Below are 25100 nucleotides of genomic sequence, written 5' to 3' on the forward strand. Positions count from 1 at the left end.
TTCGTTGTTCCCTGCAAGCCGTCGCCGACGCACTTCCTATTCGAATTCCAAGCGATCCTGTCCGTCATCTGCGGCACGGCTCTTCAAGCATCACGCTTGTTCCCTTTTCCCCTTTCAGCGTACTTACGTCCCTTCTATGAATCTGACCGAACTCAAGCAAAAGCCGATTGCCGAATTGCTGGAAATGTCCGATGCCATGGGCCTGGAAAACATGGCCCGTTCGCGCAAACAGGACATCATCTTCGCGCTGCTGAAGAAGCACGCGAAAAGCGGCGAGGAAATCTCCGGTGACGGCGTGCTGGAGATTCTCCAGGATGGCTTCGGCTTCCTGCGCTCCGCCGATTCCTCGTACCTGGCCGGCCCGGACGACATCTACGTCTCGCCCAGCCAGATCCGTCGCTTCAACCTGCGCACGGGCGATACCATCATCGGCAAGATTCGTCCGCCGAAGGAAGGCGAGCGTTACTTCGCCCTGCTGAAAGTCGACTCGATCAACTTCGATCGTCCGGAGAACGCGAAGAACAAGATTCTCTTCGAGAACCTGACGCCGCTGTTCCCGACCAAGCGCCTGACCATGGAGGCCGGCAACGGTTCCACCGAGGACCTCACCGGCCGTGTGATCGACCTCTGCTCGCCGATCGGCAAGGGCCAGCGCGGCCTGATCGTTGCTCCGCCGAAAGCGGGCAAGACGATCATGCTGCAGAACATCGCCTCGAACATCACCCGCAACAACCCCGAGTGCCACCTGATCGTCCTGCTGATCGACGAGCGCCCGGAAGAAGTGACCGAGATGCAGCGCACCGTGCGCGGCGAAGTGGTCGCCTCCACCTTCGACGAGCCGCCGACCCGCCACGTGCAGGTCGCCGAGATGGTGATCGAGAAGGCCAAGCGCCTGGTCGAGCACAAGAAGGACGTGATCATCCTGCTCGACTCCATCACCCGTCTGGCCCGTGCCTACAACACCGTGATCCCCAGCTCCGGCAAGGTGCTCACCGGTGGTGTCGACGCCCACGCCCTGGAAAAGCCCAAGCGCTTCTTCGGCGCCGCGCGCAACATCGAGGAAGGCGGTTCGCTGACCATCCTCGCCACCGCGCTGATCGAAACCGGCTCGAAGATGGACGAAGTGATCTACGAGGAATTCAAGGGTACCGGTAACTCGGAGCTGATCCTCGACCGTCGCATCTCGGAAAAACGCGTGTTCCCGGCGATCAACATCAACCGTTCGGGCACCCGTCGCGAAGAGCTGCTCACCGGTGAGGAAGAGCTGCAGCGCATGTGGATTCTGCGCAAGATCCTCCACCCGATGGACGAGATCGCCGCGGTCGAGTTCCTGCTGGACAAGCTCCGCCAGACCAAGACCAACGACGAGTTCTTCGACTCGATGAAGCGCAGCAAGTAAGAGTCGCCGGCAAATCTGTTCTGGCGTTGTTGCCTGGCCCCTGCCGTACGCGAAGTACTGTCCGAGGCCAGGCGTCTAGCCAGAACCGCTTCGCTCAGATTTGTCAGCGACTCTACGCGCTTCAGTAGTGCCACAAGGCCGGGGAAACCCGGCCTTCGTGTTTCTGCCAGGCGCTGATAGGCGGTAGACTGTCGCATCATCCTGCCGCCATCGAGACCCTCATGCAGTATCGCGACCTGCGCGAGTTCATCGCTGCCCTGGAGCAGCGTGGACAGCTCAAGCGCATCCAGGCGCCGGTATCCCCGGTGCTGGAAATGACCGAGGTGTGCGACCGCACCCTGCGCGCCAAGGGCCCGGCCCTGCTGTTCGAAAAGCCCACCGGCTTCGACATGCCTGTGCTCGGCAACCTGTTCGGCACGCCCGAGCGCGTGGCCCTGGGCATGGGCGCCGAGGATGTCTCCGAGCTGCGCGAGATCGGCAAGCTGCTGGCCTTCCTCAAGGAGCCGGAGCCACCCAAGGGGCTGAAGGACGCCTGGTCCAAGCTGCCGATCTTCAAGAAGGTCATCAACATGGCGCCCAAGGTCCTGCGGGACGCGCCGTGCCAGGAAGTGATCGAGGAGGGCGACGATGTCGACCTGTCGAGGCTGCCGGTGCAGACCTGCTGGCCCGGTGACGTCGCGCCGCTGATCACCTGGGGCCTGACCGTCACCCGTGGACCGAACAAGGAACGGCAGAACCTGGGCATCTACCGCCAGCAGGTGATCGGCCGCAACAAGGTCATCATGCGCTGGCTCAGCCACCGTGGCGGCGCGCTGGACTTCCGCGAGTGGTGCCAGAAGCATCCCGGCCAGCCCTATCCGGTGGCTGTGGCCCTCGGCGCGGACCCGGCGACCATCCTAGGCGCCGTGACCCCGGTGCCGGACAATCTCTCCGAGTATGCCTTTGCCGGCCTGCTGCGCGGCCACAAGACCGAGCTGGTCAAGTGCATCGGCAATGACCTGCAGGTACCGGCCAGCGCCGAAATCGTCCTCGAAGGGGTGATCCACCCCGGCGAGATGGCCGACGAAGGCCCGTATGGCGACCACACCGGCTACTACAACGAGGTGGACCGCTTCCCGGTGTTCACCGTCGAGCGCATCACCCGGCGGCAGAAACCGATCTACCACAGCACCTACACCGGCCGCCCGCCGGATGAGCCGGCTATCCTCGGCGTGGCGCTGAACGAAGTCTTCGTACCGATCCTGCAGAAGCAGTTCCCCGAGATCACCGACTTCTACCTGCCGCCCGAAGGCTGCTCCTACCGCATGGCGGTGGTGACCATGAAGAAGCAGTACCCCGGCCACGCCAAGCGCGTGATGCTCGGTGTCTGGTCGTTCCTGCGACAGTTCATGTACACCAAGTTCGTTATCGTCACCGACGACGACATCAACGCCCGCGACTGGAACGACGTGATCTGGGCCATTACCACGCGCATGGACCCCAAGCGCGACACGGTGATGATCGACAACACGCCGATCGACTACCTGGACTTTGCCTCGCCGATCTCCGGCCTGGGCTCGAAGATGGGCCTGGACGCCACCCACAAGTGGCCGGGCGAGACCAGCCGCGAGTGGGGCCGGGTGATCGAGAAGGACCCGGCGGTGACCCGTCGGGTCGATGAAATCTGGGCGAGCCTGGGCATCGATTGATGCCGGGCGCGGCCTTGCAGGAGCGTGCTTGCTCGCGAACAGGCGAGATCAAGAGCTCCTCACCCTGACCCTCTCCCGCAAGCGGGAGAGGGTCAGGGTGAGGGGGAAGTGCTGGCGCGGAGTGTCGAGAAGGAATCGGTTGCTCCGACGAAATCAGAAGAACGAGAACATCGCTTGAAAGTGACCTTGCAACCCTCCGGCGCCCAGCTCGAGCTGACGCCTGGGGAACGTATCCTCGACGGTGCGCGGCGCCTGGGCTACGAGTGCCCGCAGAGCTGCCGCAACGGCAACTGCCACATCTGTGCGGCGCTGCTGGTGGAAGGCCGCGTGCGCCAGGATGGCGAGGTGCGTGACCATGGCGAACTCTTTACCTGCCTGGCCGAGCCGCTGGAAGACTGCGTGCTGCACTGGGACGGCGTGCTGGCCCCCGGCGAGTTGCCGGTGCGGGTGCTGTCCTGCCAACTGACCCTTTGCGAGCCCGTGGGCGGCGATGTCTGGCGCGTGCGCCTGCGCGCCCCGGCCGGCAAGCCGCCGCGCTACCACGCTGGGCAGTACCTGCTGATCGAGCGCGAGGACAGCGACCCGGCGGCCTTCTCCCTGGCTTCCGCGCCGCAGGAAGGGCGTGACCTGGAACTGCACATCCTGGCCCGCGAGAACAGCGCCATCGACCTGCTGGCGCAACTCCAGCGCGACCGTTTCGCCCGCGTGCAGATGCCTTTCGGCGACGCGCACCTCGCCGACCTGCCGGACGGCCCGCTGGTGCTGATCGCCGCCGGCACCGGCATGGCGCAGATGCACAGCCTGATCGAATTCTGCCGCGCCGCCGGCTTCGCCCACCCGGTCCACCTGTACTGGGGCGTGCGCCGCCCGGAAGACTTCTACGAGCTGCCGCACTGGGACCAGTGGGAAAGCGTGCCCAACCTGCACCTGCACAAGATCGTCAGCGACCTGTGTGGCTGGCAGGGGCGCTGCGGCCTACTGCATGAGGCGGTGTGCGAGGACTTCGCCGAGCTGTCCGGCCTGCGCGTATACGCCAGCGGCTCGCCAGCGATGGTCTATGGCACGCTGGATGCCCTGGTGGCGGCGGGCATGGACCCGCACCAGATGCGTGCCGACGTCTTCGCCTACGCCCCACGAGGCTGATTCAACTGCCTAGCGTCGTTGGAGCGCCTCGCCGTGCTAGTCGCACTGTCTTCGGCACTCCGCCTAGCTATTCAGTCGACTCAGTCTCGTGGTTGGCATGTGGCGAGAATTCTTCCTGCAGCGCCGCACGAATCCAGTCCCCGAACCAGGCCACGTCGGCGCTCACCGCGCCGGTCGGTAGCAGCAGCTGATAGCTTTCCAGCGGCACTTCCTCGGGCAGCGGCCGCACCAGCGTGCCGGCGGCCAGCTGGTGCTTCACCAGCACCAGGTTGGCCAGGGCGATACCGTGGCCGGCCTCGGCCATGGACAGGGCGTGGTCGTTGCTGACGTAGAGCACGTCGGAGTTCACCCGCAGGTCGAGGCCGATGGTGGACAGCCAGAGGTTCCACCACTCGCCGTCGTCGACGTGGATCAGCTTGTGCCGGGCGAGATCGTGCACGCTGCTCAGCGGCCCGTTTTCCTTGAGGTAGGAGGGCGAGCACACCGGGAACACCGCCGGCCGCACCAGGGTGCTGTGACACTGCGGATAGACGCCGGGAAGCCCGTAGACAATCCCCAGATCGGCGCTTTTACCGTCCACTTCGGTGAAAGTCGGGTTGGGTTCCACCGCCACCTTCAGGCCGGGGCGCTGCTGGCGTAGGGTCTCCAGGCGCGGCATCAGCCAGCGCTTGGCGAAGGCCGGCACCACCATGATCTTCAGCCAGCGCGCGGTGCCGCCGGGGGCCAGTTCATGGCCGGCATCGGCGATCTGCTGCAGGGCTGTGGATATCTTCGCGTAGTAGCGTTGCCCGGCGGGCGTCAGGCTGACCCCGCGCGGGGTGCGCTCGAATAGCTGCACGCCCAGCCAATCTTCCAGCAGCTTCACGTGACGGCCGATGGCCGGCTGCGTCACATGCAGGTCTTTCGAGGCGGCGACGTAGCTGCCCAGGCGTGCGGCGGCCTCGAAGGCGCGGACGGCATTGAGCGGCGGAAGACGCTGGATGGACATGGCATGGCCTCGGGGGTATCAGCTTTTTAGCTGTTAAATTATTTAATATCGAATGTAAGAAAATTGAGCTTTTCGCTCAACCACCTTTCTTCGAATATCCGCCTCAACAACACCACAACTTGGGTCTGACCCAAGGCCAGCGCTGCAATCCAGCGTCTCTAGTCCTGCCAGAACAAATACAAGATCCCCCGACCGCCTTCTGGTGGCGGAAGGGAAGGTATGGAGGTTTCACCATGAGTGCCCTGCACAGCCTGCAGACGGCGGCGGTTTCCATCCGCTCCGTGCGCAAGGTCTACGGCGACCCGGCCAGCGGCCCCGTCGCGCTGAAATGCGTCGACCTGGATATCCGCGACAACGAATTCTTCACCCTGCTCGGTCCCTCGGGCTGCGGCAAGACCACCTTGCTGCGGATGATCGCCGGCTTCGAGTTCCCCACCGCCGGGGAAATCCAGCTCTACGGCGAGAACATCGCCGACCGGCCGCCGTTCGAACGCCCGGTCAACACGGTGTTCCAGCACTACGCGCTGTTCCCGCACATGACCATCGCCGAGAACCTCGCCTTCGGCCTGGAATCCCACCCGATGGGCCAGCGCATGAGCAAGGCGCAGGTCGCCGAGCGCGTCCGCGAGATGCTCGCCCTGGTGCAGATGGAACGCTTCGCCCAGCGCAAGCCGACCCAGCTCTCCGGCGGCCAGCAGCAGCGCGTCGCCCTGGCCCGTGCGCTGGCGCCGCATCCGAAAGTGCTGCTGCTCGACGAGCCGCTTTCCGCCCTCGATCTCAAGCTGCGCCAGGCCATGCGTGAAGAACTCAAGGCGATCCAGGCCAAGACCGGCATCACCTTCATCTTCGTCACCCACGACCAGGAAGAAGCCCTGACCATGTCCGACCGCATCGCCGTGCTCTCCGAGGGCGAAGTGCAGCAGGTCGGCCGCCCGGATGACATCTACGAGCATCCGCGCAACCGCTTCGTCGCCGACTTCATCGGCGAGACCAACTTCCTGCCGGCCCGCGTCGAGAACTTCGACGGCGACCGCGCGTACTACCGCATCGGCGGTGAGCAGTTGATCGAGGCTGGCTCCCGCGAGGGCCTGAAGGTCGGTGCCGAGGTCACCCTGTCGATCCGCCCCGAGCGCCTGCAACTGGTAGCCGAGGACACGTCGTCCGCCGCGCCCTGCACCGTCGTCCAGCAGATCTACCTGGGCACCGACCTGCAGTACCAGGTGGCGCTCGCCGACGGCAGCAAGCTGACCGTCCGTGCGCCCAACAGCGCCGGCCAGCGCGGCCGCCTGGTAGCCGGGCAACGCGCCGGGCTGCTGTTCGAAAAAGGCAGCGCCAGCGTCCTGGTGGACTGAGCGGAGGTGAGCATGAACCGGTTATCCACAACCTCCGGCAATGCGCTGGAGCGGCGCCAGGCGCTGCGCAGCTTCCTTGGCGTGTCGCCCGCGCTGGTTTCCATCGGCCTGTTCCTGATCGTGCCGATCTTCATCGTCGTCGGTTACTCGCTGATGCAGGCCAACCCCTATGGTGGCGTGAACCCGCACTTCAGCGTCGACGCCTACGTCTCGCTGCTGTTCGAGCGTCAGCTCGACGACAGCCTGGCCTTCGCCGACTCCTACGTGATGATCGCGCTGCGTTCCATCGGCATCGCTGCGGCGACCACCGCGATCACCCTGCTGGTGGGCTTCCCGGTGGCGGTGTGGCTGGCCATGCAGCCGGCGCACCGTCGCGGCCTGCTGATCTTCCTGATCACCGTGCCGTTCTGGGCCAACCTGCTGATCCGCACCTACGCCTGGATCCTGCTGCTGCGCGGCACTGGCGTGGTCAACGGCACGCTGATGAGCTTAGGGCTAATCCACCAGCCGCTGAACCTGCTCTACACCGATGGCGCCGTGCTGCTGGGCCTGGTCTACACCTACGCGCCCTTCGTCGTACTGCCGATCTACGCGACCCTCGAGAAGATGGACATGCGCCTGCTCGAAGCGGCCCAGGACCTTTACGCCGGGCGTATCCGCACCCTGCGCAAGGTGGTCCTGCCGATCGCCCGGCCGGGGATTCTCGCCGGCGCCATCCTCACTTTCGTCCCCTGCCTGGGCGCGATGATCGCCCCCGAGCTGCTCGGCGGCGGCACCAAGATGATGCTCGGCAACCTGATCTTCCGGCAGTTCAGCGACTCGCGGAACTGGCCCTTCGGCGCGGCGCTGTCGCTGGTGCTGATGGGAGCCGTGATGCTGGTGCTGATGTTCTACGCGATGCGCGCCGAGCGCCTGCGCATCGCCCGGGGAGGTGAATGATGCTCTCGCTGCTGAGCAAACGCCGTCTGGGCGTGCAGGATTTCCGTGGCTTCGGCGTCCTGAGCTTCCTGTTCTACCTGTACCTCTACGCGCCCATCGTGGTGCTGGTGGTGCTCTCGTTCAACGCCAACCAGTCCGCCACCGTGTGGACCGGCTTCAGCCTCGACTGGTACCGCAGCGCTTTCGCCAACCAGGCGCTGCGCCAGGCCGCCGGCAACAGCCTGCTGATTGCCGTGTGCGCCAGCGTGATCGCCACGGCGATCGCCACCCTGGCCGCGCTGGGCACCTCGCGCGGGGCCAAGTTCAAGGGCCTGCGCCTGTCCATGGGGGCGATCATGCTGCCGCTGGTGCTACCCGAGATCGTGGTCGGCGTCGCCACCCTGGCGCTGTTCTCCACCCTCGGCCTGTCGCTGGGCTACGGCAACCTGATCATCGCCCACACGGTGTTCTGCATCCCGTTCGCCTACCTGCCGATCCGTGCTCGCCTGAACGACATGGACCTGTCCCTGGAGCAGGCCGCCGCCGACCTCTACGCCGGGCCCTGGCGGACCTTCCGCAAGGTCACCCTGCCGCTGCTGATGCCGGGGATCTTCTCCGGGGTGATGCTCGCCTTCATCGTCTCGCTGGATAACTTCGTGATCTCGATGATGGTCTCCCAGGCCGGCACCACCACCTTGCCGATCTTCATCTTCGGCCTGCTGCGCATGGGCGTGACGCCCGATGTGAACGCGGTGTCGACCCTGATCCTCGGCGTTTCCGTGCTGTTCGTAACGTTGTCTTTTTTGCTCGGCAAGAAGAAGGCCTGAGCCCACAACCGGAGTAGAAGATGAGCAAACTGATCGCTGCTGTAGGGGCCTCGCTGACGCTGGCCATGGCTGTCCACGCGCAAGCCGCCGAGCAACTCAACGTGGTGAGCTGGAGTGGCTATTTCACCCCGCAGATCCTGGAGAAGTTCGAGAAGGAAACCGGCATCAAGGTCACCGTGGATTCCTACGACTCCAACGAGACCCTGCTGGCCAAGCTCAAGCAGGGCGGCACCGGTTACGACGTGGCGATTCCCTCGCACCAGTTCGTGCCGATCCTGATCCAGGAGAAGCTGCTGGAGCGCTTCGACCCGGCCGGCCAGCCGTACTACGCCAACGTCGAGGACAACCTGAAGAAGCCCGCCTGGGACCCGGAAGGCGCCTACGCCGTGCCCTTCATCTGGGGCACCACCAGCGTGGTGCTGGACAGCGCGAAATACAGCGGCCCGGCCGACAGCTACTCGGTGCTGTTCACCCCGCCGAAGGAGCTGCAGGGCAAGATCAACATGTTCGACTCGGCCAGCGAAGTGATCGATACCGCCAGCCTCTACCTGGGCATCCCGCTGTGCAGCGAGGACCCCAAACAGATGCAACAGGTGCTGACCCTGCTGAAGACCCAGAAGCCCTTCGTGAAGACCTACAGCTCCAAGGCCGGCTCGATCCGCGAGAACCTGGCCTCGGGCGAGGTCGACATGTCGATGTTCTGGGGTGGCTCGTCGATGCGTGCGCGTGAGATGAAATCCAGCCTGAAGTACCTCTACCCGAAAGAGGGCGTGATGGCCTGGGTGGACAACCTGGTGATCCCGGCCGGCGCCAAGCACCCGGAGAACGCGAAGAAGTTCATCGCCTTCCTCAGCCAGCCGGAAAACTCGGCGATGACCCAGAACTTCCTCAAGCACCAGAGCCCGATCAAGGGCGTGGAACCCTTCCTCGATGCCAGCCTCAAGGATGCGCCGGAACTGCACATCCCCGAAGGCACCAAGGTGGTGTTCAGCAAGACCTGCGGCGAAGGCGCGATCCGCCTGGCCGACCGCATCTGGACCAACCTGATGCGCTGATCCCGCCAGACGGGAATACGGCACGGCGATGCACGCGTGCGCCAGCTCGGCGCAGCGGCATCGCTCGGCCTGAAGAACGCAACAAGCCTCGCCTGCCAGCGGGGTTGCTGAACCCGACATAGGCTTCCCATCTGCCGGAAGCTCCCGATGAAAGAAGGCCGCGCTCCATGAGCCAGTACAAGCACAACAACGAACTCGTCCAGCTCCAGGCCCATGAACTGGCCCAGCGCATCCGCCTGCGCCAGGTGTCCTGCCGCGAAGTCATGCAGTCGCACCTGGCGCAGATCGAACGCTACAACCCGGCGGTCAACGCCATCATCAGCCTGCAGCCCGAAGAGCAGCTGCTCGCCGAGGCCGACCAGCGCGACGCCGAGCTGGCGCGCGGCGAATACCGTGGCTGGATGCATGGCCTGCCGCACGCGGTGAAGGACCTGTCGCTGACCCAGGGCATCCGTACCACCCTCGGCTCGCCGCTGTTCCGCGATTACGTGCCCGAGCGCGACGGCATCATGGTCGAGCGCATCCGCGCGGCCGGCGCCGTGCTGATCGGCAAGACCAACACCCCGGAATTCGGCCTCGGCTCGCACAGCTATAACCCGATCTTCGGCGCTACCGGCTGCGCCTACGCCCCCGAACGCACTGCCGGTGGCAGCAGCGGTGGCGCGGCGGCCGCGCTGGCGCTGCAGATGGTCCCGGTGGCCGACGGCAGCGACATGATGGGTTCGCTGCGCAACCCGGCGGCGTTCAACAACATCGTCGGCTTCCGTCCGTCCCAGGGCCGCGTGCCATTCGACGACAGCGCCGACCTGTTCATCGACCAGCTCGGCTACGAAGGCCCGATGGGCCGCAGCGTGCGCGACGTGGCGTTGCTGCTGTCGGTGCAGGCTGGCGGCGATGCTCGTGCGCCGCTGTCCATTGCCGAGAGTGGCGAGCAGTTCGCCGGCAGGCTGGAACGCGATTTCAAGGGCGCGCGCCTGGGCTGGCTGGGCGACCTGGGCGGCCACCTGCCGATGGAAAAGGGCGTGCTGGAGCTGTGCCGCAAATCCTTCGCCGACTTCGAAGCCATTGGCTGCCACATCGAAGACACCGCCATGGGCTTCTCGGCCGAGCGTCTCTGGGACACCTGGCGCACCCTGCGGCACTGGATGGTCGCCGGCTCTCTCGGCGCGGCCTACACCGACCCGGTCAAGCGCGAACTGCTCAAGCCCGAGGCGATCTGGGAAGTGGAGAACGGCCTGAAGCTCTCGGCCATGGACGTGTTCCGCGCCTCCGCCGCGCGCAGCGACTGGTACCGCGCCATCAGCCAGCTGTTCGAGCGCTACGACTACCTGCTGCTGCCCAGCGCGCAGGTGTTCCCGTTCGACAAGACCTGGGACTGGCCGAAGGAAATCGCTGGCACGGCCATGGACACCTACCACCGCTGGATGGAAGTGGTGATTCCGGCCACCCTGTCCGGTTGCCCGGCAGCCAACGTGCCGGTGGGCTTCAATGAGCAGGGCTTGCCCATGGGCCTGCAGATCATCGGCAAGCACCAGGCCGACATGGCCGTGCTGCAACTGGCCCACGCCTACGAGCAGGCTTCGCGCTGGTACCAGCGCTGCCCGCCGCCGATGCTGAAGGGCGACTGATTCACTTATCCACAAGCGAGGGGGATGCATGAACATCAGCTTCTTCCAGGAACTGCTGCAGAGCATCAGCGAGCGCGGCCGGCAATTGCTGGAGTCGCGCGAGCCGGCGCCGGGCAATGCCCAGGCGCTGGCGCAGGCCTGCCGCAAACTGATCTCCGGCCATGGCGAGGCTTCCGGCGTGGCGCTGGCGCGGCAGGTGCTGTGCGCCTACCGCGACTGTCCGGAGGAGCAGCAGAAGGCTTTCTTCGACACGCTGCTCATGGACTTCGCGCCGCCTCATGACGCGCTGGCCGAAGCCTGCCAGCGCTATCTCGACGATCCTTCGTCGGCCAACACCACCCAGCTGTTCGAGGCCAGCGAACCACCGCGCCAGGAACTGTTCCGCCGCCTCAACCAGGCGCCGGGCGGCACCGCCGAGCTGATCGCCATGCGCCGCCGGTTGCTGGGGGAACTCAAGGGTAAACCCGAGTTGGCGGCCGTGGACCACGACCTGCAACACCTGCTGGCGTCCTGGTTCAACCGCGGCTTCCTGGTGCTGCGGCGCATCGACTGGTCGACCCCGGCGTCGATCCTGGAAAAGATCATCAAGTACGAGGCCGTCCACGCCATCAAGGACTGGGACGACCTGCGCAGCCGCCTGCAGCCGGCCGACCGCCGCTGCTTCGCCTTCTTCCACCCGGCGCTGGCGGAAGAACCGCTGATCTTCGTCGAGGTGGCGCTGACCCGTGCGATGCCCGGTGCGATCGCTGACATTCTGGAGCCTGGTTCGCCCGCGCAGCCGCTGGAAGAGCCCGACACCGCCGTCTTCTACTCCATCAGCAACTGCCAGGACGGCCTGCGCGGCATTTCCTTCGGCAACTTCCTGATCAAGCAGGTGGTAGAAGAGCTGGCGCGGGAGATTCCCGGCCTGCGCCAGTACGTCACCCTGTCGCCGGTGCCCGGCTTCCGTCGCTGGCTCGATGGGCTGGGCGACGTCCCGCAACTGGGCGCGGCCGCCGCCGAGCTGCTCAAGGCGCTCAAGCCCGACGCGCCGCCACCGCCGCGCACCGAGCAGCCACTGCTGGCGCTGGCCGCCGAATATTTCCTGCACGCCAAGAATGGCGCCGGCCTGCCGCTCGACCCGGTGGCGCGCTTCCACCTCGGCAACGGTGCCCGCCTGGAACGCCTGAACTGGCGTGGCGACCTTTCCGCCAGCGGTCTGCGCCAGGCCGCGGGACTGATGGTCAATTACCGCTACGAACTGCGCCAGATCGAAAAGAACCACGAAGCCTACGCCAACCAGGGCGCGGTCGCGGCCTCACCCGAGGTGCGCAAGCTCGCGACGCTGTCGGCGAAAACAAAACGCTAGGACCTCACCATGAACCAGAGTCTTTTCGCCGAAGTCGGCAAACACCTGCCCAGCGACCTGTCCAAGCCCTTCATCCGCACGCCATTGGGTGGCGGCTACAGCTATGCCGACATGCTGCGCAGCACTTCGCAGTTCGCCCATGCGCTGGTGGAACTCGGCGTGCAGCCGGGCGACCGCGTTGCCGTGCAGGTCGACAAGAGCCCCGAGACGGTGATGCTCTACCTCGCCGTGCTGCGCGTTGGCGCGGTCTACCTGCCGCTCAACAGCGGCTACACCGGCGACGAACTGCGCTACTTCCTCGACGACGCCGAGCCTTCGCTGTTCGTCTGCGCGCCGGCCTTCGAGGCCCAGGCCCGCGAGCTGGCTGAAGCCAGTGGCGTGGCCCGTGTGGCGACCCTGGGCGACCAGGTCGACGGCTCGCTGATGGACGCCGTGCATGGCAAGCCGGGGCGCTTCGTCGACGTGCCACGCGCCTCCGGCGACCTCGCCGCGATCCTCTATACCTCCGGCACCACCGGGCGCTCCAAGGGAGCGATGATCAGCCACGGCAACCTCGTCTCCAACGCCCGCGCACTGGTGGATGCCTGGCAGATCACCCCCTCCGACTGGCTGCTCCATGCGCTGCCGATCTTCCATATCCACGGCCTGTTCGTGGCCTGCAACAGCCTGCTGATGGCAGGCGGCTCGATGCTCTTCCTCAGCAAGTTCGACGCCGCGCAGATGCTCCGCCTGCTGCCCCAGGTGAACCTGCTGATGGGCGTGCCGACCTTCTACACCCGCCTGCTCGACCAACCCGGCCTGACCCGCGAGGCGGTGGCGCACATGCGCCTGTTCATCTCCGGCTCCGCGCCGCTCACCGCGGAGACCCACAAGGCGTTTTCCGAGCGCACCGGCATGGCGATCCTCGAACGCTACGGCATGACCGAGACCGGCATGAACACCTCCAACCCGCTGGATGGCGAGCGCATCGCCGGCACCGTCGGCTTCCCGCTGCCGGGCGTCGAGCTGCGCATCACCGATCCTTCGCAGTCCGAGCCGACCCCGCTGCCCCAGGGCGAGCCGGGGATGATCGAGGTGCGTGGGCCGAATGTGTTCCAGGGCTACTGGCGCATGCCGGAGAAGACCGCCGAGGAGCTGCGCGCGGACGGCTACTTCATGACCGGCGATATCGGCTTCATCGACGACAAGGGCTACGTGCAGATCGTCGGCCGTAACAAGGACATGATCATCAGCGGCGGCTTCAACGTGTACCCCAAGGAGCTGGAGGAAATCCTCGACACCCTGCCGGGCGTGGTCGAGTCGGCGGTGATCGGCGTGCCGCACCCGGACTTCGGCGAGGGCGTTACCGCCGTACTGGTGGCCACTCAGGGCCAGGCGCCGAGCGAGGCCCAGGTGCTCGCCGCGCTGGATGGCAAGCTGGCGCGCTTCAAGCAGCCCAAGCGGGTGATGGTGGTCGATGCGCTGCCGCGCAACGTGATGGGCAAGGTGCAGAAGAATGTGCTGCGCGAGCAGTTCAAGGCGCTGTATTCCTGAACCTTGCGTACCTGAAAGAGCCCCGTTCGCGGGGCTTTTTGCTTTCGTAGGAGCAACCGTCTTTCTCGGGAAGCCCGTGCCGACGCTTTCCCCTCACCCCAGCCCTCTCCCGGTGGGAGAGGGAGCTGTCCGTGCCGGCTGACGCTGAAGTTTCATCCTGCACCGAGCGATCCCCTCTCCCCCTGGGAGAGGGTTAGGCTGAGGGCCGACCCAGGCGCAGAGGCATCTCGTAGCAACGGACTGTGTCCGCGATGTGCCTGCTTCGCGCTGGGCTTTCCCGCGTCGCTTCTGCGCGCACTGCAAGCTCTTGTTTCGCTCCCTCGGGCGACCTCCTTTGGAAAGACCCAAAGGAGGCAAAGGTCTTGCCCCAATCATCCGGTTTTTCGCCTAGGCGAAAAATGCCCTCGTCGAACCGAGTTTCAACAAGGCCTCCTGAACGGGGCGGCCCGGAGCGTGCGGATGTTGCGCTGGAACCTGCAAGGCGTCATCGGATACGAAAAAGCCCCGCTGATACGGGGCTCTTTGCTTTCGTAGGAGCGGAGCTTCTCCGCGAAACGCGGATGAAATCCGCGCCTCTACGATCCTCAGCGAACCGTCACCACCACCTTGCCCACCGCCTTGCGCTGGCCCAGGTGATTGATCGCGTCGGCGGCTTTCTCCAGCGGGAAAGTCTGCGACACCAGCGGCTTGATCTTGCCCTCGGCGAACCACTTGAACAGCTGCTGGAAGTTCGCCGCGTTGTCCTGCGGCTGGCGCTGGGCGAAGGAGCCCCAGAACACGCCGACCAGGGACGCGCCCTTGAGCAGGGTGAGGTTGGCCGGCAGCGACGGGATGGTGCCGCTGGCGAAGCCGACCACCAGCATGCGGCCGTTCCAGGCGATGGAGCGGAAGGCTTCTTCGAACAGGTCGCCGCCGACCGGATCGTAGATCACGTCCACGCCCTGGCCGCCGGTGATTTCCTTGAGCTTGTCCTTCAGGCTGCCTTCGCTGTAGTTGATCAGCACGTCGGCGCCGGCGGCCTTGGCCACTTCCAGCTTGGCTTCGCTGCTGGCGGCGGCGATCACTTTGGCGCCCATGGCCTTGCCGATTTCCACCGCCGCCAGGCCCACGCCACCAGAGGCGCCGAGCACCAGCAGGGTTTCGCCCGGCTGCAGGTTGGCGCGCTGCTTGAGTGCGTGCATGGAAGTGCCGTAGGTCATGCCGAAGGCGGCGGCGCTGGCGAAGTCCATGCCGTCGGGGATCGGCATCACGCTGTAGCCGGGCACCGCCACTTCCTCGGCGAAGCTGCCCCAGCCGGTCAGCGCCATCACGCGGTCGCCGGGTTTCACGTGGGTGACTTTCTCACCGACCGCGCCGACCACACCAGCGGCCTCTCCACCCGGGGAGAACGGGAAGGGCGGCTTGAACTGGTATTTGCCCTCGATGATCAGCGTGTCGGGGAAGTTGACCCCGGCGGCGTGAACCTGCAGCAGGACTTCGTTCTTCTTCGGCTCGGGGCTGGCGATGTCTTCCAGCACCAGGGTTTCGGCGGGGCCGAAGGCTTTGCACAGCACGGCTTTCATGGGGTCTTCCTTCCAAAGGAGGCGATCTGGGTGTCGGGCCAGTGTAGGAGCGCAGGCACAGGGGGCAAATCACCATGGCCTCGGCTTATGCCCCGATATAGCTTGGGCGGCGGCGCGAGTGTGGCTATCCTTTGGCCCATCGAATCCGGAGACATCGCCTTGAGAGCATTCCTCGCCCTGTTGCTGGTCCTTTCCTTCAGCCCCTTCGTCATGGCTTCCGAGTCCGAAGAGGCCAAGCCCGAAGATGCCAACAAACCGCTCTTCGTCGACCTCACGCCCGCCCTCGTCGGCAACTACGGCAGCGGCCCGCGCTTGAAGTACTTCAAGGCCGACATCGCCCTCAAGGTTATCGGCAAGGAAGCGTCGGAGAAGGTCGAGCACCACGAGCCGCTGATCCGCAACCAATTGGTGATGCTGTTTGCCCAGCAAACGGATGAATCCCTCGGCAGCGTCGACGGCAAGGAAAAACTGCGCCAGGAAGCGCTGAAGCAGGTACAGACCGTGTTGCAGCAGGAAGAAGGAAAACCCCTCGTCGACGACCTGCTGTTCAACAACCTGATCGTCCAGCCCTGAGCGCTTCCAGGGGCGTCTGCATGAGCGCAACTCATTTGCGCACCGCAGGCGCTTCCGTTTTCCGGCTGCGGCCACTCGCCGCAATGCCGGTCTGAAAGTCCCGCCTCGCAAGGTGCGCAGGAAATTTCCCATGCGCGCCTGACCTGAATCAAACCTCATTTGCCGCTGGTCGCCGAACATCCCCTCATGATTCGCTCGAATTCGAGCGTTTGAGCAAGGGGATACTCGGATGACAGGAAACGCAAAAAGCTGGCGCACCCGCGGTCTCGCGGTGCTGGTGGTGGCCGTGCTGGCCGCGCTGGCCTGGCAGACGTTCAAGCCGACCGGCCTTGGCGAAGGTTTCGCCAGCGGCAATGGGCGTATCGAGGCCACCGAAGTCGATGTGGCCACCAAGCTGCCCGGCCGCGTGGCGGAAATCCTCGTGGACGAAGGCGACTTCGTGAAGACCGGCCAGGTTGTCGCGCGCATGGACACACAGGTGCTCAAGGCCCAGCTGGCGCAGGCCGAGGCCGAGGTGCGGCGGGCGCAGAATGCCAAGCTCACCGCCGAATCGCTGGTAGCCCAACGGCACAGCGAGAAGGCCACCGCCGAAGCCATGGTCGCCCAGCGCCAGGCCGAGCTGACCGCTGCGCAGAAGCGCTTTACCCGCACCGAGCAACTGGTCAAGCGCAACGCCCTGCCGCAACAGCAACTCGACGATGACCGCGCGGCTCTACAGAGCTCCCAGGCGGCACTGGCTGCGTCGCGCTCCCAGGTCATTTCGGCGCAGGCCAGCATCGCTGCGGCGAGCTCCCAGGTGATCGAAGCGCAGTCGGCCATCGAGGCCGCCACTGCGAGCACCGTGCGCCTGCAGGCCGACATCGACGACAGCAACCTCAAGGCCCCGCGCAACGGCCGCGTGCAGTACCGCGTGGCGCAGCCGGGCGAAGTCCTGCCGGCCGGCGGCAAGCTGCTCAACATGGTCGACCTGGCCGATGTCTACATGACCTTCTTCCTGCCATCGGGCCAGGCCGGCAAGGTCGAGCTGGGCCAGGAAGTGCACCTGGTGATCGATGCCGTGCCCGAATACGTGATTCCGGCGAAGGTGTCCTACGTCGCCAGCGTCGCGCAGTTCACGCCCAAGACCGTGGAGACCGCCAACGAGCGCGAGAAGCTGATGTTCCGCGTCAAGGCGCGCCTCGATCCAGGCCTGCTGGAGAAGTACATCACCTACGTGAAGACCGGCGTGCCGGGCATGGCCTATATGCGCCTAGACCCGCAGGTAGAATGGCCGGCTGACCTGCAGATCAAGGTCCCGCAATGAGCGCCGCCGACTGCGTGGCCCGTCTGGCTGGCGTCTCGCTGCGCTATGGCGAGACCCGCGCAGTGGACGACGTGACCCTGGAGATCCCGGCCAACCGCATGGTCGGCCTGATCGGCCCTGACGGCGTCGGCAAGTCCAGCCTGCTGGCGCTGCTGGCTGGCGCGCGGAAGATGCAGGACGGCGAGATCCAGGTGCTCGGCGGCAACATGCGCGATGTGCGCCACCGCCGCGCCGTGTGCCCGCGCATCGCCTATATGCCGCAAGGCTTGGGCAAGAACCTCTACCCGACGCTCTCGGTGTTCGAGAACGTCGATTTCTTCGGTCGCCTGTTCGGCCACGACAAGGCCGAGCGCGAGCGGCGCATCGCCGACCTGCTGCAGAGCACCGGGCTGGCGCCATTTGCCGAGCGTCCTGCGGGCAAGCTGTCCGGCGGTATGAAGCAGAAGCTCGGGCTGTGCTGCGCGCTGATCCACGACCCCGACCTACTGATCCTCGACGAACCCACCACCGGCGTCGACCCACTGTCGCGCAACCAGTTCTGGGAATTGATCGGCCGTATCCGCGCCGGTCGCGAAGGCATGAGCGTGCTGGTGGCCACGGCCTACATGGAGGAAGCCGAGCGTTTCGACTGGCTGGTGGCGATGGACGAGGGCAAGGTGCTCGCCACCGGGACTCCCGCCGAGTTGCGCGAGCACACTGGCACGCAGAACCTTGAAGAGGCCTTCATCGCGCTGCTGCCCGAGAGCAAGCGCGCCGGCCATCACAAGCTGGTGATTCCCCCGCGCCCGCAGAATGACGGCGCACCGCAGATCGCCATCGAAGCCGAAGGGTTGACCTGCCGCTTCGGCGATTTCGTCGCGGTGGACCATGTGAGCTTCCGTATCGAACGCGGGGAGATCTTTGGCTTCCTCGGCTCCAACGGCTGCGGCAAGTCCACCACCATGAAGATGCTCACCGGCCTGCTGCCGGCCAGCGAAGGCACCTGCGCGCTGTTCGGCCAGCCAGTCAACGCCAACGATATGGAGACTCGCCGGCGCGTGGGCTACATGTCCCAGGCGTTCTCGCTGTACGCCGAGCTGACGGTGCTGCAGAACCTCGAACTGCACGCGAAACTCTTCCACCTGCCGCCTGAACAGATCGGCCCGCGCGTGGAGGAAATGCTCCAGCGCTTCGACCTCGGCAAGGTCCGCAACGAACTGCCTGATAGCCTGCCGCTGGGCATTCGCCAGCGCCTGTCGCTGGCCGTGGCGGTGATCCACAAGCCGGAAATCCTGATCCTCGACGAGCCCACCTCGGGCGTCGACCCGGTGGCCCGCGACGGCTTCTGGGGGCTGATGGTGGAGCTGTCGCGCAACGATGGCGTGACCATCTTCATCTCCACCCACTTCATGAACGAGGCCGAGCGCTGCGACCGCATCTCGCTGATGCACGCCGGCAAGGTGCTCGACAGCGACACCCCGCAGGGGCTGATCGACAAGCGCGGCTTGCCCACGCTGGAAGCCACCTTCATCGCGTATCTGGAAGAAGCCGCTGGCAGCGCGCCAGTGCCGGAAACGGCACCTGCGCCGGAACCGACCACTGAATCCACGCGCTACAAGGGCAGCGATCGCTTCAGCTGGCTGCGTCTGTTCAGCTATGCGCGGCGCGAGGCCATGGAGCTACGCCGCGACCCGATCCGCCTGACCCTGGCGCTGGTCGGCACTGCGCTGCTGATGTTCATCATCGGCTACGGCATCAACATGGATGTCGAGGACCTCACCTACGCCGTGCTCGACCGCGACCAGACCACCACCAGCCAGGCCTACGCGCTGAACATCGCCGGCTCGCGCTACTTCATCGAGAAGCAGGCGATCCAGGACCCGGACGACCTGGAGCGGCGCCTGCGCAGCGGCGACATCAGCCTGGCGGTGGAGATCCCGCCGAACTTCGGCCGCGACCTCAAGCGTGGCGCCGACCCGGCCATCGGCGTGTGGATCGACGGCGCCATGCCAACCCGCGCCAACACCGTGCTCGGCTACGTGCAGGGGCTGCACGCCAGCTACCTCGCCGATCTCGCCCGGCAGAACGGCAGCGCCGCGGCCAGCGCGGCAGCGAGTACCGAAGTGCGCTACCGCTACAACCCTGATGTCGAAAGCCTCAAGGCCATGGTGCCGGCAGTGATCCCGCTGCTGCTGATCATGATCCCGGCGATGCTCACCGCCCTGGGCGTGGTGCGCGAGAAGGAGCTGGGCTCGATCACCAACCTCTACGTCACGCCGGTCACGCGCCTGGAGTTCCTGCTGGGCAAGCAGTTGCCCTACATCGGCATGGGCATGATCAACTTCGTGCTGATGCTGGCGATGGCCGTGCTGCTGTTCCAGGTGCCGCTCAAGGGCAGCTTCCTCGCGCTGCTGGTCGGTGCGTTCCTCTACGTGGTGACCAGCACGGGGCTGGGCCTGCTGCTCTCGACCTTCATGAAGAGCCAGATCGCCGCGGTGTTCGGTACGGCCATCGCCACCATGATCCCGGCCATCCAGTTCTCCGGGCTGATCCATCCGGTGTCGTCGCTGGAAGGCGCGGCGGCCTTCATCGGCCAGCTCTACCCGACCTCGCACTTCCTCATCATCAGCCGTGGCGCCTTTTCCAAGGCGCTGGGCTTCCCCGACCTGTGGGTCTACTACCTGCCGCTGGCGGCGATGATCGTGGTGCTGACGCTGCTCAGCGTGGCCTGCCTGAAGAAGCAGGAGGACTGAGCCATGAAGAAGCTGGCGAACATCTTCAACCTCGGCATCAAGGAGTTCCGCAGCCTGGGCCGCGACTACGCGATGCTGATCCTGATCGCCTGGGCCTTCACCCTGGGCGTCTACAGCTCCGCCACCGGCGTGCCGGAAACCCTGCACCACGCCCCCATCGCCATCGTCGACGAGGACCAGTCGCAGCTCTCCTCGCGCATCATCAACGCCTTCCAGCCGCCGTATTTCCGTACACCGGAGATGATCGGCCACGCGGAGATGGACCGTGGCATGGACGTCGGCCTGTACACCTTCACCCTCGACATCCCGCCGGACTTCCAGCGCGACGTGCTGGCGGGGCGGCAGCCGGCGATCCAGGTCAACGTCGATGCGACACAGACCGGGCAGGCGTTCTCCGGTGCGGGCTACATCCAGAACATCGTCGGTACCGAGGTGCGCGAGTTCGTCAGCCGTTACCGTGCCGAGTCGGCGATGCCGGCGGAGCTGGCGGTGCGCATGGAATTCAACCCGAACCTCACGCAGGCCTGGTTCGGCGCGGTGATGGAGGTGATCAACCAGATCACCATGTTGTCGATCATCCTCACCGGCGCCGCGCTGATCCGCGAGCGCGAGCACGGCACCGTCGAGCACCTGCTGGTGATGCCGCTGACCGCCTTCGAGATCATGATGGCCAAGGTCTGGTCGATGGGCACCGTGGTGCTGGTGGCGGCAGCGATCTCGTTGCAACTGGTGGTACGCGGCTGGCTCGACGTACCGATCAGCGGCTCGGTGGGGTTGTTCCTGCTGGGCGCGGCGTTGCACCTGTTCGCCACCACATCGATGGGCATCTTCCTCGGCACCGTGGCGCGCTCGATGCCGCAGCTGGGGCTGCTGGTGATTCTCACGTTGATGCCGCTGCAGATTCTTTCCGGCGGCACCACGCCGCGCGAGAGCATGCCGGAGCTGGTGCAATACATCATGTTGGCGGCGCCGACTACGCACTTCGTCAGCCTGGCCCAGGCGATTCTTTATCGGGGGGCCGACCTGTCCATCGTCTGGCCGCAGCTGCTGGCTATCGTCGGGATCGGCGCGGCGTTCTTCAGCGGCGCGCTGTGGCGCTTCCGTCGGACCATCGGGCAGATGGCGTAAATCCTCTGACGCTGCGCAACGCCTTTGCAGGATGGCGTGGAGCTTGCGATACCCATCACGGGCAGCGATGCGGCCTCCCTCTTCCCAGCCCTGGCTGCACGCCCCGCTCCGAAGGGAGAGGGAGTCGTTCGGCGTTGCCGATCAGCTCGGAGTGTCGCTTGGCGCCGATCAGTCCCCTCTCCCTTCAGGGAGAGGGTTAGGGAGAGGGTGTGCAACCCGCGTCCCGATCCAGCCAGTCACTCCACCGGCCACACGCACGTCTGGTTGCGCCCCTTGTGCTTCGCCGCATACAGCGCACGGTCGGCCTGGGCGATCAGCTGGTCTGGCTCGGCATCCTGCCCCGGCGTGGCAATGGCCAGGCCGATACTCACCGTCAGCCGTCCCAGCTCCGCACCCGGATGCCCGATGGCCAGTTCGGCGACCCGCTGGTGCACGCGCGCGGCCACGTGGGTGGCACCCTCAAGGCCGGTGTCGGTGAGGATGATGACGAACTCCTCGCCGCCGTAGCGGCAGGCGACGTCGCCTTCGCGTTGCAGGCACTCCTGCAGGCAGCTGGCCACCCGGCGCAATGCGTCGTCGCCGGCCAGGTGGCCAAGGCAGTCGTTGAAGCGCTTGAAATGGTCGACATCGAGCATCAGCACCGCCAGCGGTGCGTCGGCCCGGCGCAGGCGGCGCCATTCGCTCTGCAGCTGGCGGTCGAAGTAGCGGCGGTTGTACAACCCGGTCAGCCCGTCCTGTTGCGAGAGCTTCTGCAGTTGCGCCTCCAGTTGCAGGCGCTCGCTGTTGTCGCGGGCCACGGCGATCAGGTAGTCGCGATCACCCTGGTGGATCAGCTGGGTATTGATCTCCGCCGGTTGCAGGCTGCCGTCGCGGCGCTGCATCTCGCGCTGGAAGATCATCGACAGGTTCAGCCGGTGCGCCTGCTGGACGAGCTGGATCCAGGCGAAATAGCCGGGGATCAGCCGTTCCGGATCGTCGCGCAGCAGGTGGCGGAAGTCCTCCGCGCTGTACCCGAGTCCGTTGTAGGTGGCGCGGTTCATGTGCAGCAGCTCGCGCTGTTGCAGATCGAAGATGAACAGGGCATCGCGGCTGGAGTCGGTAAGGTCCAGCGCCAGTTGCAGGCGCTCGCGGCTCTCGCGCAGGTGCAGTTCGGCGGCCTGACGCTGCTCGGCTTCCTGGCTGAGCAAGCGGTTGCCGGCACTGAGCGCGCTATTGCGGCGGGCATTCTCGCGGGCGAGGAACAGCGCAGCGACGAGCAGCAGGCTGATCGCCACGCCGGAGCCGAACACGACCATCGGCAGCGGTGTGGACAGCGAATGCACAAGCTTGGCGCTGGGACTCAGCTCCAGCTCGAAGCTGCGGTTATTGAGCAGCCGCAAGGGCACGCGCAGGGTCTGGTCGGTGTCGCTATCAGCCTGTTCGCGCACATACAGCGGCCGGCCATGCTCCAGCAGACGGACGCTGAACAGGTGGTTGTCGGCCTGTTGCAGCAGGTTGTCCATCAGGTTGCCGACGCGGAAAACGCCCTGCATGAACCCGTCGAACTGCAGTTCATTGTCGGCGCCGCGAATGAATACCGGTGTGTAGAGGATGAATCCGCGCCCGCCCTGGAGTAGGTCGACACTGTCGCTCAGGCGCGGCTTGCCGCTGTCGCGGGCAGCCATGGCGGTGGCGTAGTTGGGATGGCGGTCGGTGAGGCGGAAGTTCAGTGCCGCCTCGTTGCCTTGCAATGGCTCCAGCCAGCGGATGCGCAGGTCCGGGCCGGACCACTGGATCGACTGATAGCCGGCGAAGCTGCGGACATAGAAGCGCGCGTCCAGCTCCCATTCGGCCCGCGGCATGCGGGCGTGATGGGTCCACAACTGGGCGAGCAGGCTCAACCCCTGCACCTGTTCGTGGAGGTTGGCTTCCAGCTGGTGGGCCAGGCTGCGGCCCTGATAGGCCAGGCGCTCCTGTACGCGCTGGCGCTCGCTGCCGGCCAATTCCTCGCCTATCCAGGCGCTGGCAAGCAGGAGCACGCAGAGCAGACCGCCAAGCCCGATATATGTCGCTAAAGAGGACTGGAGGCGGCGCATGCGGTGAATTCCGAAGGCTTCACAAACCTAATAGCATATTGCCTTTACTTGTGCGCCAAGCCGACGACGATTGCCCACTGCTCGGCGGTGACCGGCATGACCGACAGGCGGCTGCCTTTCTGCACCAGCGGCATTTCCTCCAGCCCGGCCTGGGCTTTCAGGGTGGCCAGTGGCAGGACTGTCCGGAATGCCTCGACGAAGCCGACGTCGCGAGCGGTCCAGGGGTTCTTCTCCTCGCTGGCCTTCGGGTCGTGGTAGTGGCTCTTCGGGTCCAGGGCGGTGGGGTCCGGGTAGGCTTCGCCTTCGATCGACGCGATACCGGCGATGCCCGGTTCGGGGCAGCTCGAGTGATAGAAGAAGAACAGGTCGCCCGGCTGCATGCTGCGCATGAAGTTGCGCGCCTGGTAGTTGCGCACACCGTCCCAGCGCGCAGTCTTCAGGCGTTGGAGGTCTTGGATCGACAGTTCATCAGGCTCGGATTTCATCAACCAGTAAGCGCGTGCCATCCGCGAGGGTCTCCTTGTGCGTGGCGTTTCGGGTGGTGGGCAACGGGGCCCTCGATGACTAAGGGTAGGCGCTCCGCCTGCGACAAGCTGCCGGCTCGATGGAAAGTTGTCGTGGGAAGATGATGTGCGAATAACGGCACGAACATTGCCTGAAAGTGCGCGGTGTTTTGAAAGCGGAATCTCCCCGACGACTGGTTGGCGTCAGAATTGCGGGATGCTTTTCATTGTCGGAGAATGCCGCCGTTTTAAGCTTTGCTCGCCGGACGGACAAAAAAACCACCGCCGGCTTATCTACACAATTGCCTGGAAGGGGGAGGCAATCGATGAAACGCAAGCCTGATCTTTTGTGGGTGTTAGTAATCCTTTTCGGACTGGGTGTCGTCACCACCGGTTACACCCAGAGCCTCTGGGAGCAGCGCCAGGGCAGTGCCCCAGTGCAGGTTACCCAGCAGCCCTGATCGACCCGACGGGTTGATTCCGGGCGACCGCGACGGCTATCGCAAGGAACGCGATGCCGCAGCGAGGCGGCCGTACCAGCCGCCATCCGTCACTATGCCCATCAGCGGCACATCCCAGCTGGCCAGCTCCAGCTTATCGACCTTCTGGCATTCGTGCGCCAGGCCCAATAGCGTCGGTTTCTGCCAATTTTTGCGCATACCCAGATAGGCCAGGGTCCGGTCGTAGAACCCCTTGCCCATGCCCAGGCGGCCGCCTTGCGGATCGAATCCCACCAGCGGCAACAGCAATAGGTCCAGCGCCCAGGCTGGCCGCTGGCGGCCGCGGTCGGCTAGCGGTTCGGCGATGTTGAAGCGATTGCGTACCCAGCGCTCGCCGATGCCGACCTGCTGGAAGGTCATGTGCGTGCGTGGCCAATCCGAGAGCACCGGCAGGTAGGTTGCCTTGCCGCGCTTCTGCGCCGCCTTCATCAATGGACGCGGGTCGATTTCGCCGTCGGCCGGCAGGTACAGCGCAATGTGCTTCGCCCGGCGAAACAGCGGATGCTGCGCGAGCTGGCGGTACAGGGCCTGGGCGGCGAGACGTTGCTGAAGGGGAGTGAGCGCACGTCTGGCCTGGCGCAACTGGCGGCGCAGGGCAGGGCGGGAGAGACCATCGGAGTGGATCATGGAAGGGTAAAGCTCCCCGGACATGCCGCTGTCGGGTTAGCCCTTGAACCCGAGAGTTCAAGGTGGTGGTTGCAGTAGGCTTTAAGGCTTTCCGTCGTGCGGACATGCACACCAGCCCAACTGGCAACCCCCGTTGTTGCAATTATCGGCTCAGGGACATCACCGACTGGCAAACACACCAGGGAGCGAGGCGAATTATACCCCAAGGAAATTTACAG

General features: G+C 65.4%; 19 protein-coding genes and 1 other RNA gene. 14 read left to right on the forward strand and 6 right to left on the reverse strand.

The window, feature by feature from the left end; all coding sequences use genetic code 11:
- Positions 1-136 precede the first annotated feature (136 nt).
- The 3 genes from rho to JVX91_RS06960 all read left to right on the forward strand — a co-directional run bounded on the left by rho (position 137) and on the right by JVX91_RS06960 (position 4230).
- Positions 137-1399 (forward strand): transcription termination factor Rho, encoded by a 1263-nt coding sequence (rho, locus tag JVX91_RS06950; RefSeq protein ID WP_015475046.1) that lies wholly within the window; start codon positions 137-139, stop codon positions 1397-1399.
- 221 nt (positions 1400-1620) lie between these two features.
- Positions 1621-3087, forward strand: a complete 1467-nt coding sequence (gene ubiD, locus JVX91_RS06955; RefSeq protein WP_205338598.1) for a 4-hydroxy-3-polyprenylbenzoate decarboxylase — start codon at positions 1621-1623, stop codon at positions 3085-3087.
- Positions 3088-3261: 174 nt separating this feature from the next.
- Complete coding sequence (locus JVX91_RS06960) at positions 3262-4230, forward strand: CDP-6-deoxy-delta-3,4-glucoseen reductase (protein WP_205338599.1); 969 nt, start codon at positions 3262-3264, stop codon at positions 4228-4230.
- Between the two features lie 67 nt (positions 4231-4297).
- Here the strand turns inward: JVX91_RS06960 and JVX91_RS06965 are convergent, their stop codons facing one another.
- Entirely contained in the window at positions 4298-5218 is a 921-nt protein-coding gene (locus tag JVX91_RS06965; RefSeq protein ID WP_205338600.1) for a LysR substrate-binding domain-containing protein, read from the reverse strand.
- A gap of 233 nt (positions 5219-5451) precedes the next feature.
- Here JVX91_RS06965 and JVX91_RS06970 point away from each other — a divergent pair, with 233 nt between their 5' ends.
- The 7 genes from JVX91_RS06970 (at position 5452) to JVX91_RS07000 (ending at position 13879) form a co-directional block, all read left to right on the forward strand.
- Entirely contained in the window at positions 5452-6570 is a 1119-nt protein-coding gene (locus JVX91_RS06970; RefSeq protein WP_205338601.1) for an ABC transporter ATP-binding protein, read from the forward strand.
- Positions 6571-6582: 12 nt separating this feature from the next.
- Positions 6583-7509, forward strand: a complete 927-nt coding sequence (locus JVX91_RS06975; protein WP_205338602.1) for an ABC transporter permease — start codon at positions 6583-6585, stop codon at positions 7507-7509.
- Entirely contained in the window at positions 7509-8315 is an 807-nt protein-coding gene (locus JVX91_RS06980; RefSeq protein WP_205339953.1) for an ABC transporter permease, read from the forward strand. Before JVX91_RS06975 ends, JVX91_RS06980 begins: the two co-directional genes overlap by 1 nt.
- 20 nt (positions 8316-8335) lie before the next feature.
- Positions 8336-9370, forward strand: coding sequence for an extracellular solute-binding protein (locus tag JVX91_RS06985; RefSeq protein WP_045213161.1), 1035 nt, complete (start codon positions 8336-8338; stop codon positions 9368-9370).
- A gap of 167 nt (positions 9371-9537) precedes the next feature.
- Complete coding sequence (locus JVX91_RS06990; RefSeq protein ID WP_205338603.1) at positions 9538-10998, forward strand: amidase; 1461 nt, start codon at positions 9538-9540, stop codon at positions 10996-10998.
- 28 nt (positions 10999-11026) lie between these two features.
- Positions 11027-12346 (forward strand): malonyl-CoA decarboxylase, encoded by a 1320-nt coding sequence (locus JVX91_RS06995; protein ID WP_205338604.1) that lies wholly within the window; start codon positions 11027-11029, stop codon positions 12344-12346.
- Positions 12347-12355: 9 nt separating this feature from the next.
- Positions 12356-13879, forward strand: a complete 1524-nt coding sequence (locus JVX91_RS07000; protein ID WP_205338605.1) for a malonyl-CoA synthase — start codon at positions 12356-12358, stop codon at positions 13877-13879.
- Positions 13880-14463: 584 nt separating this feature from the next.
- Here the strand turns inward: JVX91_RS07000 and JVX91_RS07005 are convergent.
- Complete coding sequence (locus tag JVX91_RS07005) at positions 14464-15441, reverse strand: NADPH:quinone oxidoreductase family protein (protein ID WP_054907760.1); 978 nt, start codon at positions 15439-15441, stop codon at positions 14464-14466.
- Positions 15442-15651: 210 nt separating this feature from the next.
- Here JVX91_RS07005 and JVX91_RS07010 point away from each other — a divergent pair, with 210 nt between their 5' ends.
- From JVX91_RS07010 to JVX91_RS07025, 4 genes are all read left to right on the forward strand, one after another.
- Positions 15652-16014, forward strand: coding sequence for a flagellar basal body-associated protein FliL (locus JVX91_RS07010; RefSeq protein ID WP_240201759.1), 363 nt, complete (start codon positions 15652-15654; stop codon positions 16012-16014).
- Between the two features lie 229 nt (positions 16015-16243).
- Positions 16244-17317, forward strand: coding sequence for an HlyD family efflux transporter periplasmic adaptor subunit (locus JVX91_RS07015; protein ID WP_205338607.1), 1074 nt, complete (start codon positions 16244-16246; stop codon positions 17315-17317).
- Complete coding sequence (rbbA, locus tag JVX91_RS07020; RefSeq protein ID WP_205338608.1) at positions 17314-20049, forward strand: ribosome-associated ATPase/putative transporter RbbA; 2736 nt, start codon at positions 17314-17316, stop codon at positions 20047-20049. Before JVX91_RS07015 ends, rbbA begins: the two co-directional genes overlap by 4 nt.
- 3 nt (positions 20050-20052) lie before the next feature.
- Positions 20053-21177, forward strand: coding sequence for an ABC transporter permease (locus JVX91_RS07025; protein ID WP_205338609.1), 1125 nt, complete (start codon positions 20053-20055; stop codon positions 21175-21177).
- Positions 21178-21413: 236 nt separating this feature from the next.
- Here the strand turns inward: JVX91_RS07025 and JVX91_RS07030 are convergent, their stop codons facing one another.
- The 4 genes from JVX91_RS07030 to ssrS form a co-directional block, all read right to left on the reverse strand.
- Complete coding sequence (locus JVX91_RS07030; RefSeq protein WP_205338610.1) at positions 21414-23252, reverse strand: diguanylate cyclase; 1839 nt, start codon at positions 23250-23252, stop codon at positions 21414-21416.
- A 44-nt stretch (positions 23253-23296) separates the two neighbouring features.
- Entirely contained in the window at positions 23297-23758 is a 462-nt protein-coding gene (locus JVX91_RS07035; protein WP_205338611.1) for an EVE domain-containing protein, read from the reverse strand.
- 494 nt (positions 23759-24252) lie between these two features.
- On the reverse strand, positions 24253-24882 hold the full coding sequence (locus JVX91_RS07040; RefSeq protein ID WP_205338612.1) for a 5-formyltetrahydrofolate cyclo-ligase: 630 nt from the start codon (positions 24880-24882) through the stop codon (positions 24253-24255).
- 9 nt (positions 24883-24891) lie between these two features.
- A non-coding RNA gene (ssrS, locus tag JVX91_RS07045) (6S RNA) lies at positions 24892-25070 on the reverse strand.
- Positions 25071-25100: the final 30 nt, after the last annotated feature.

The sequence above is a fragment of the Pseudomonas sp. PDNC002 genome (assembly GCF_016919445.1).
Taxonomy (GTDB): domain Bacteria; phylum Pseudomonadota; class Gammaproteobacteria; order Pseudomonadales; family Pseudomonadaceae; genus Pseudomonas.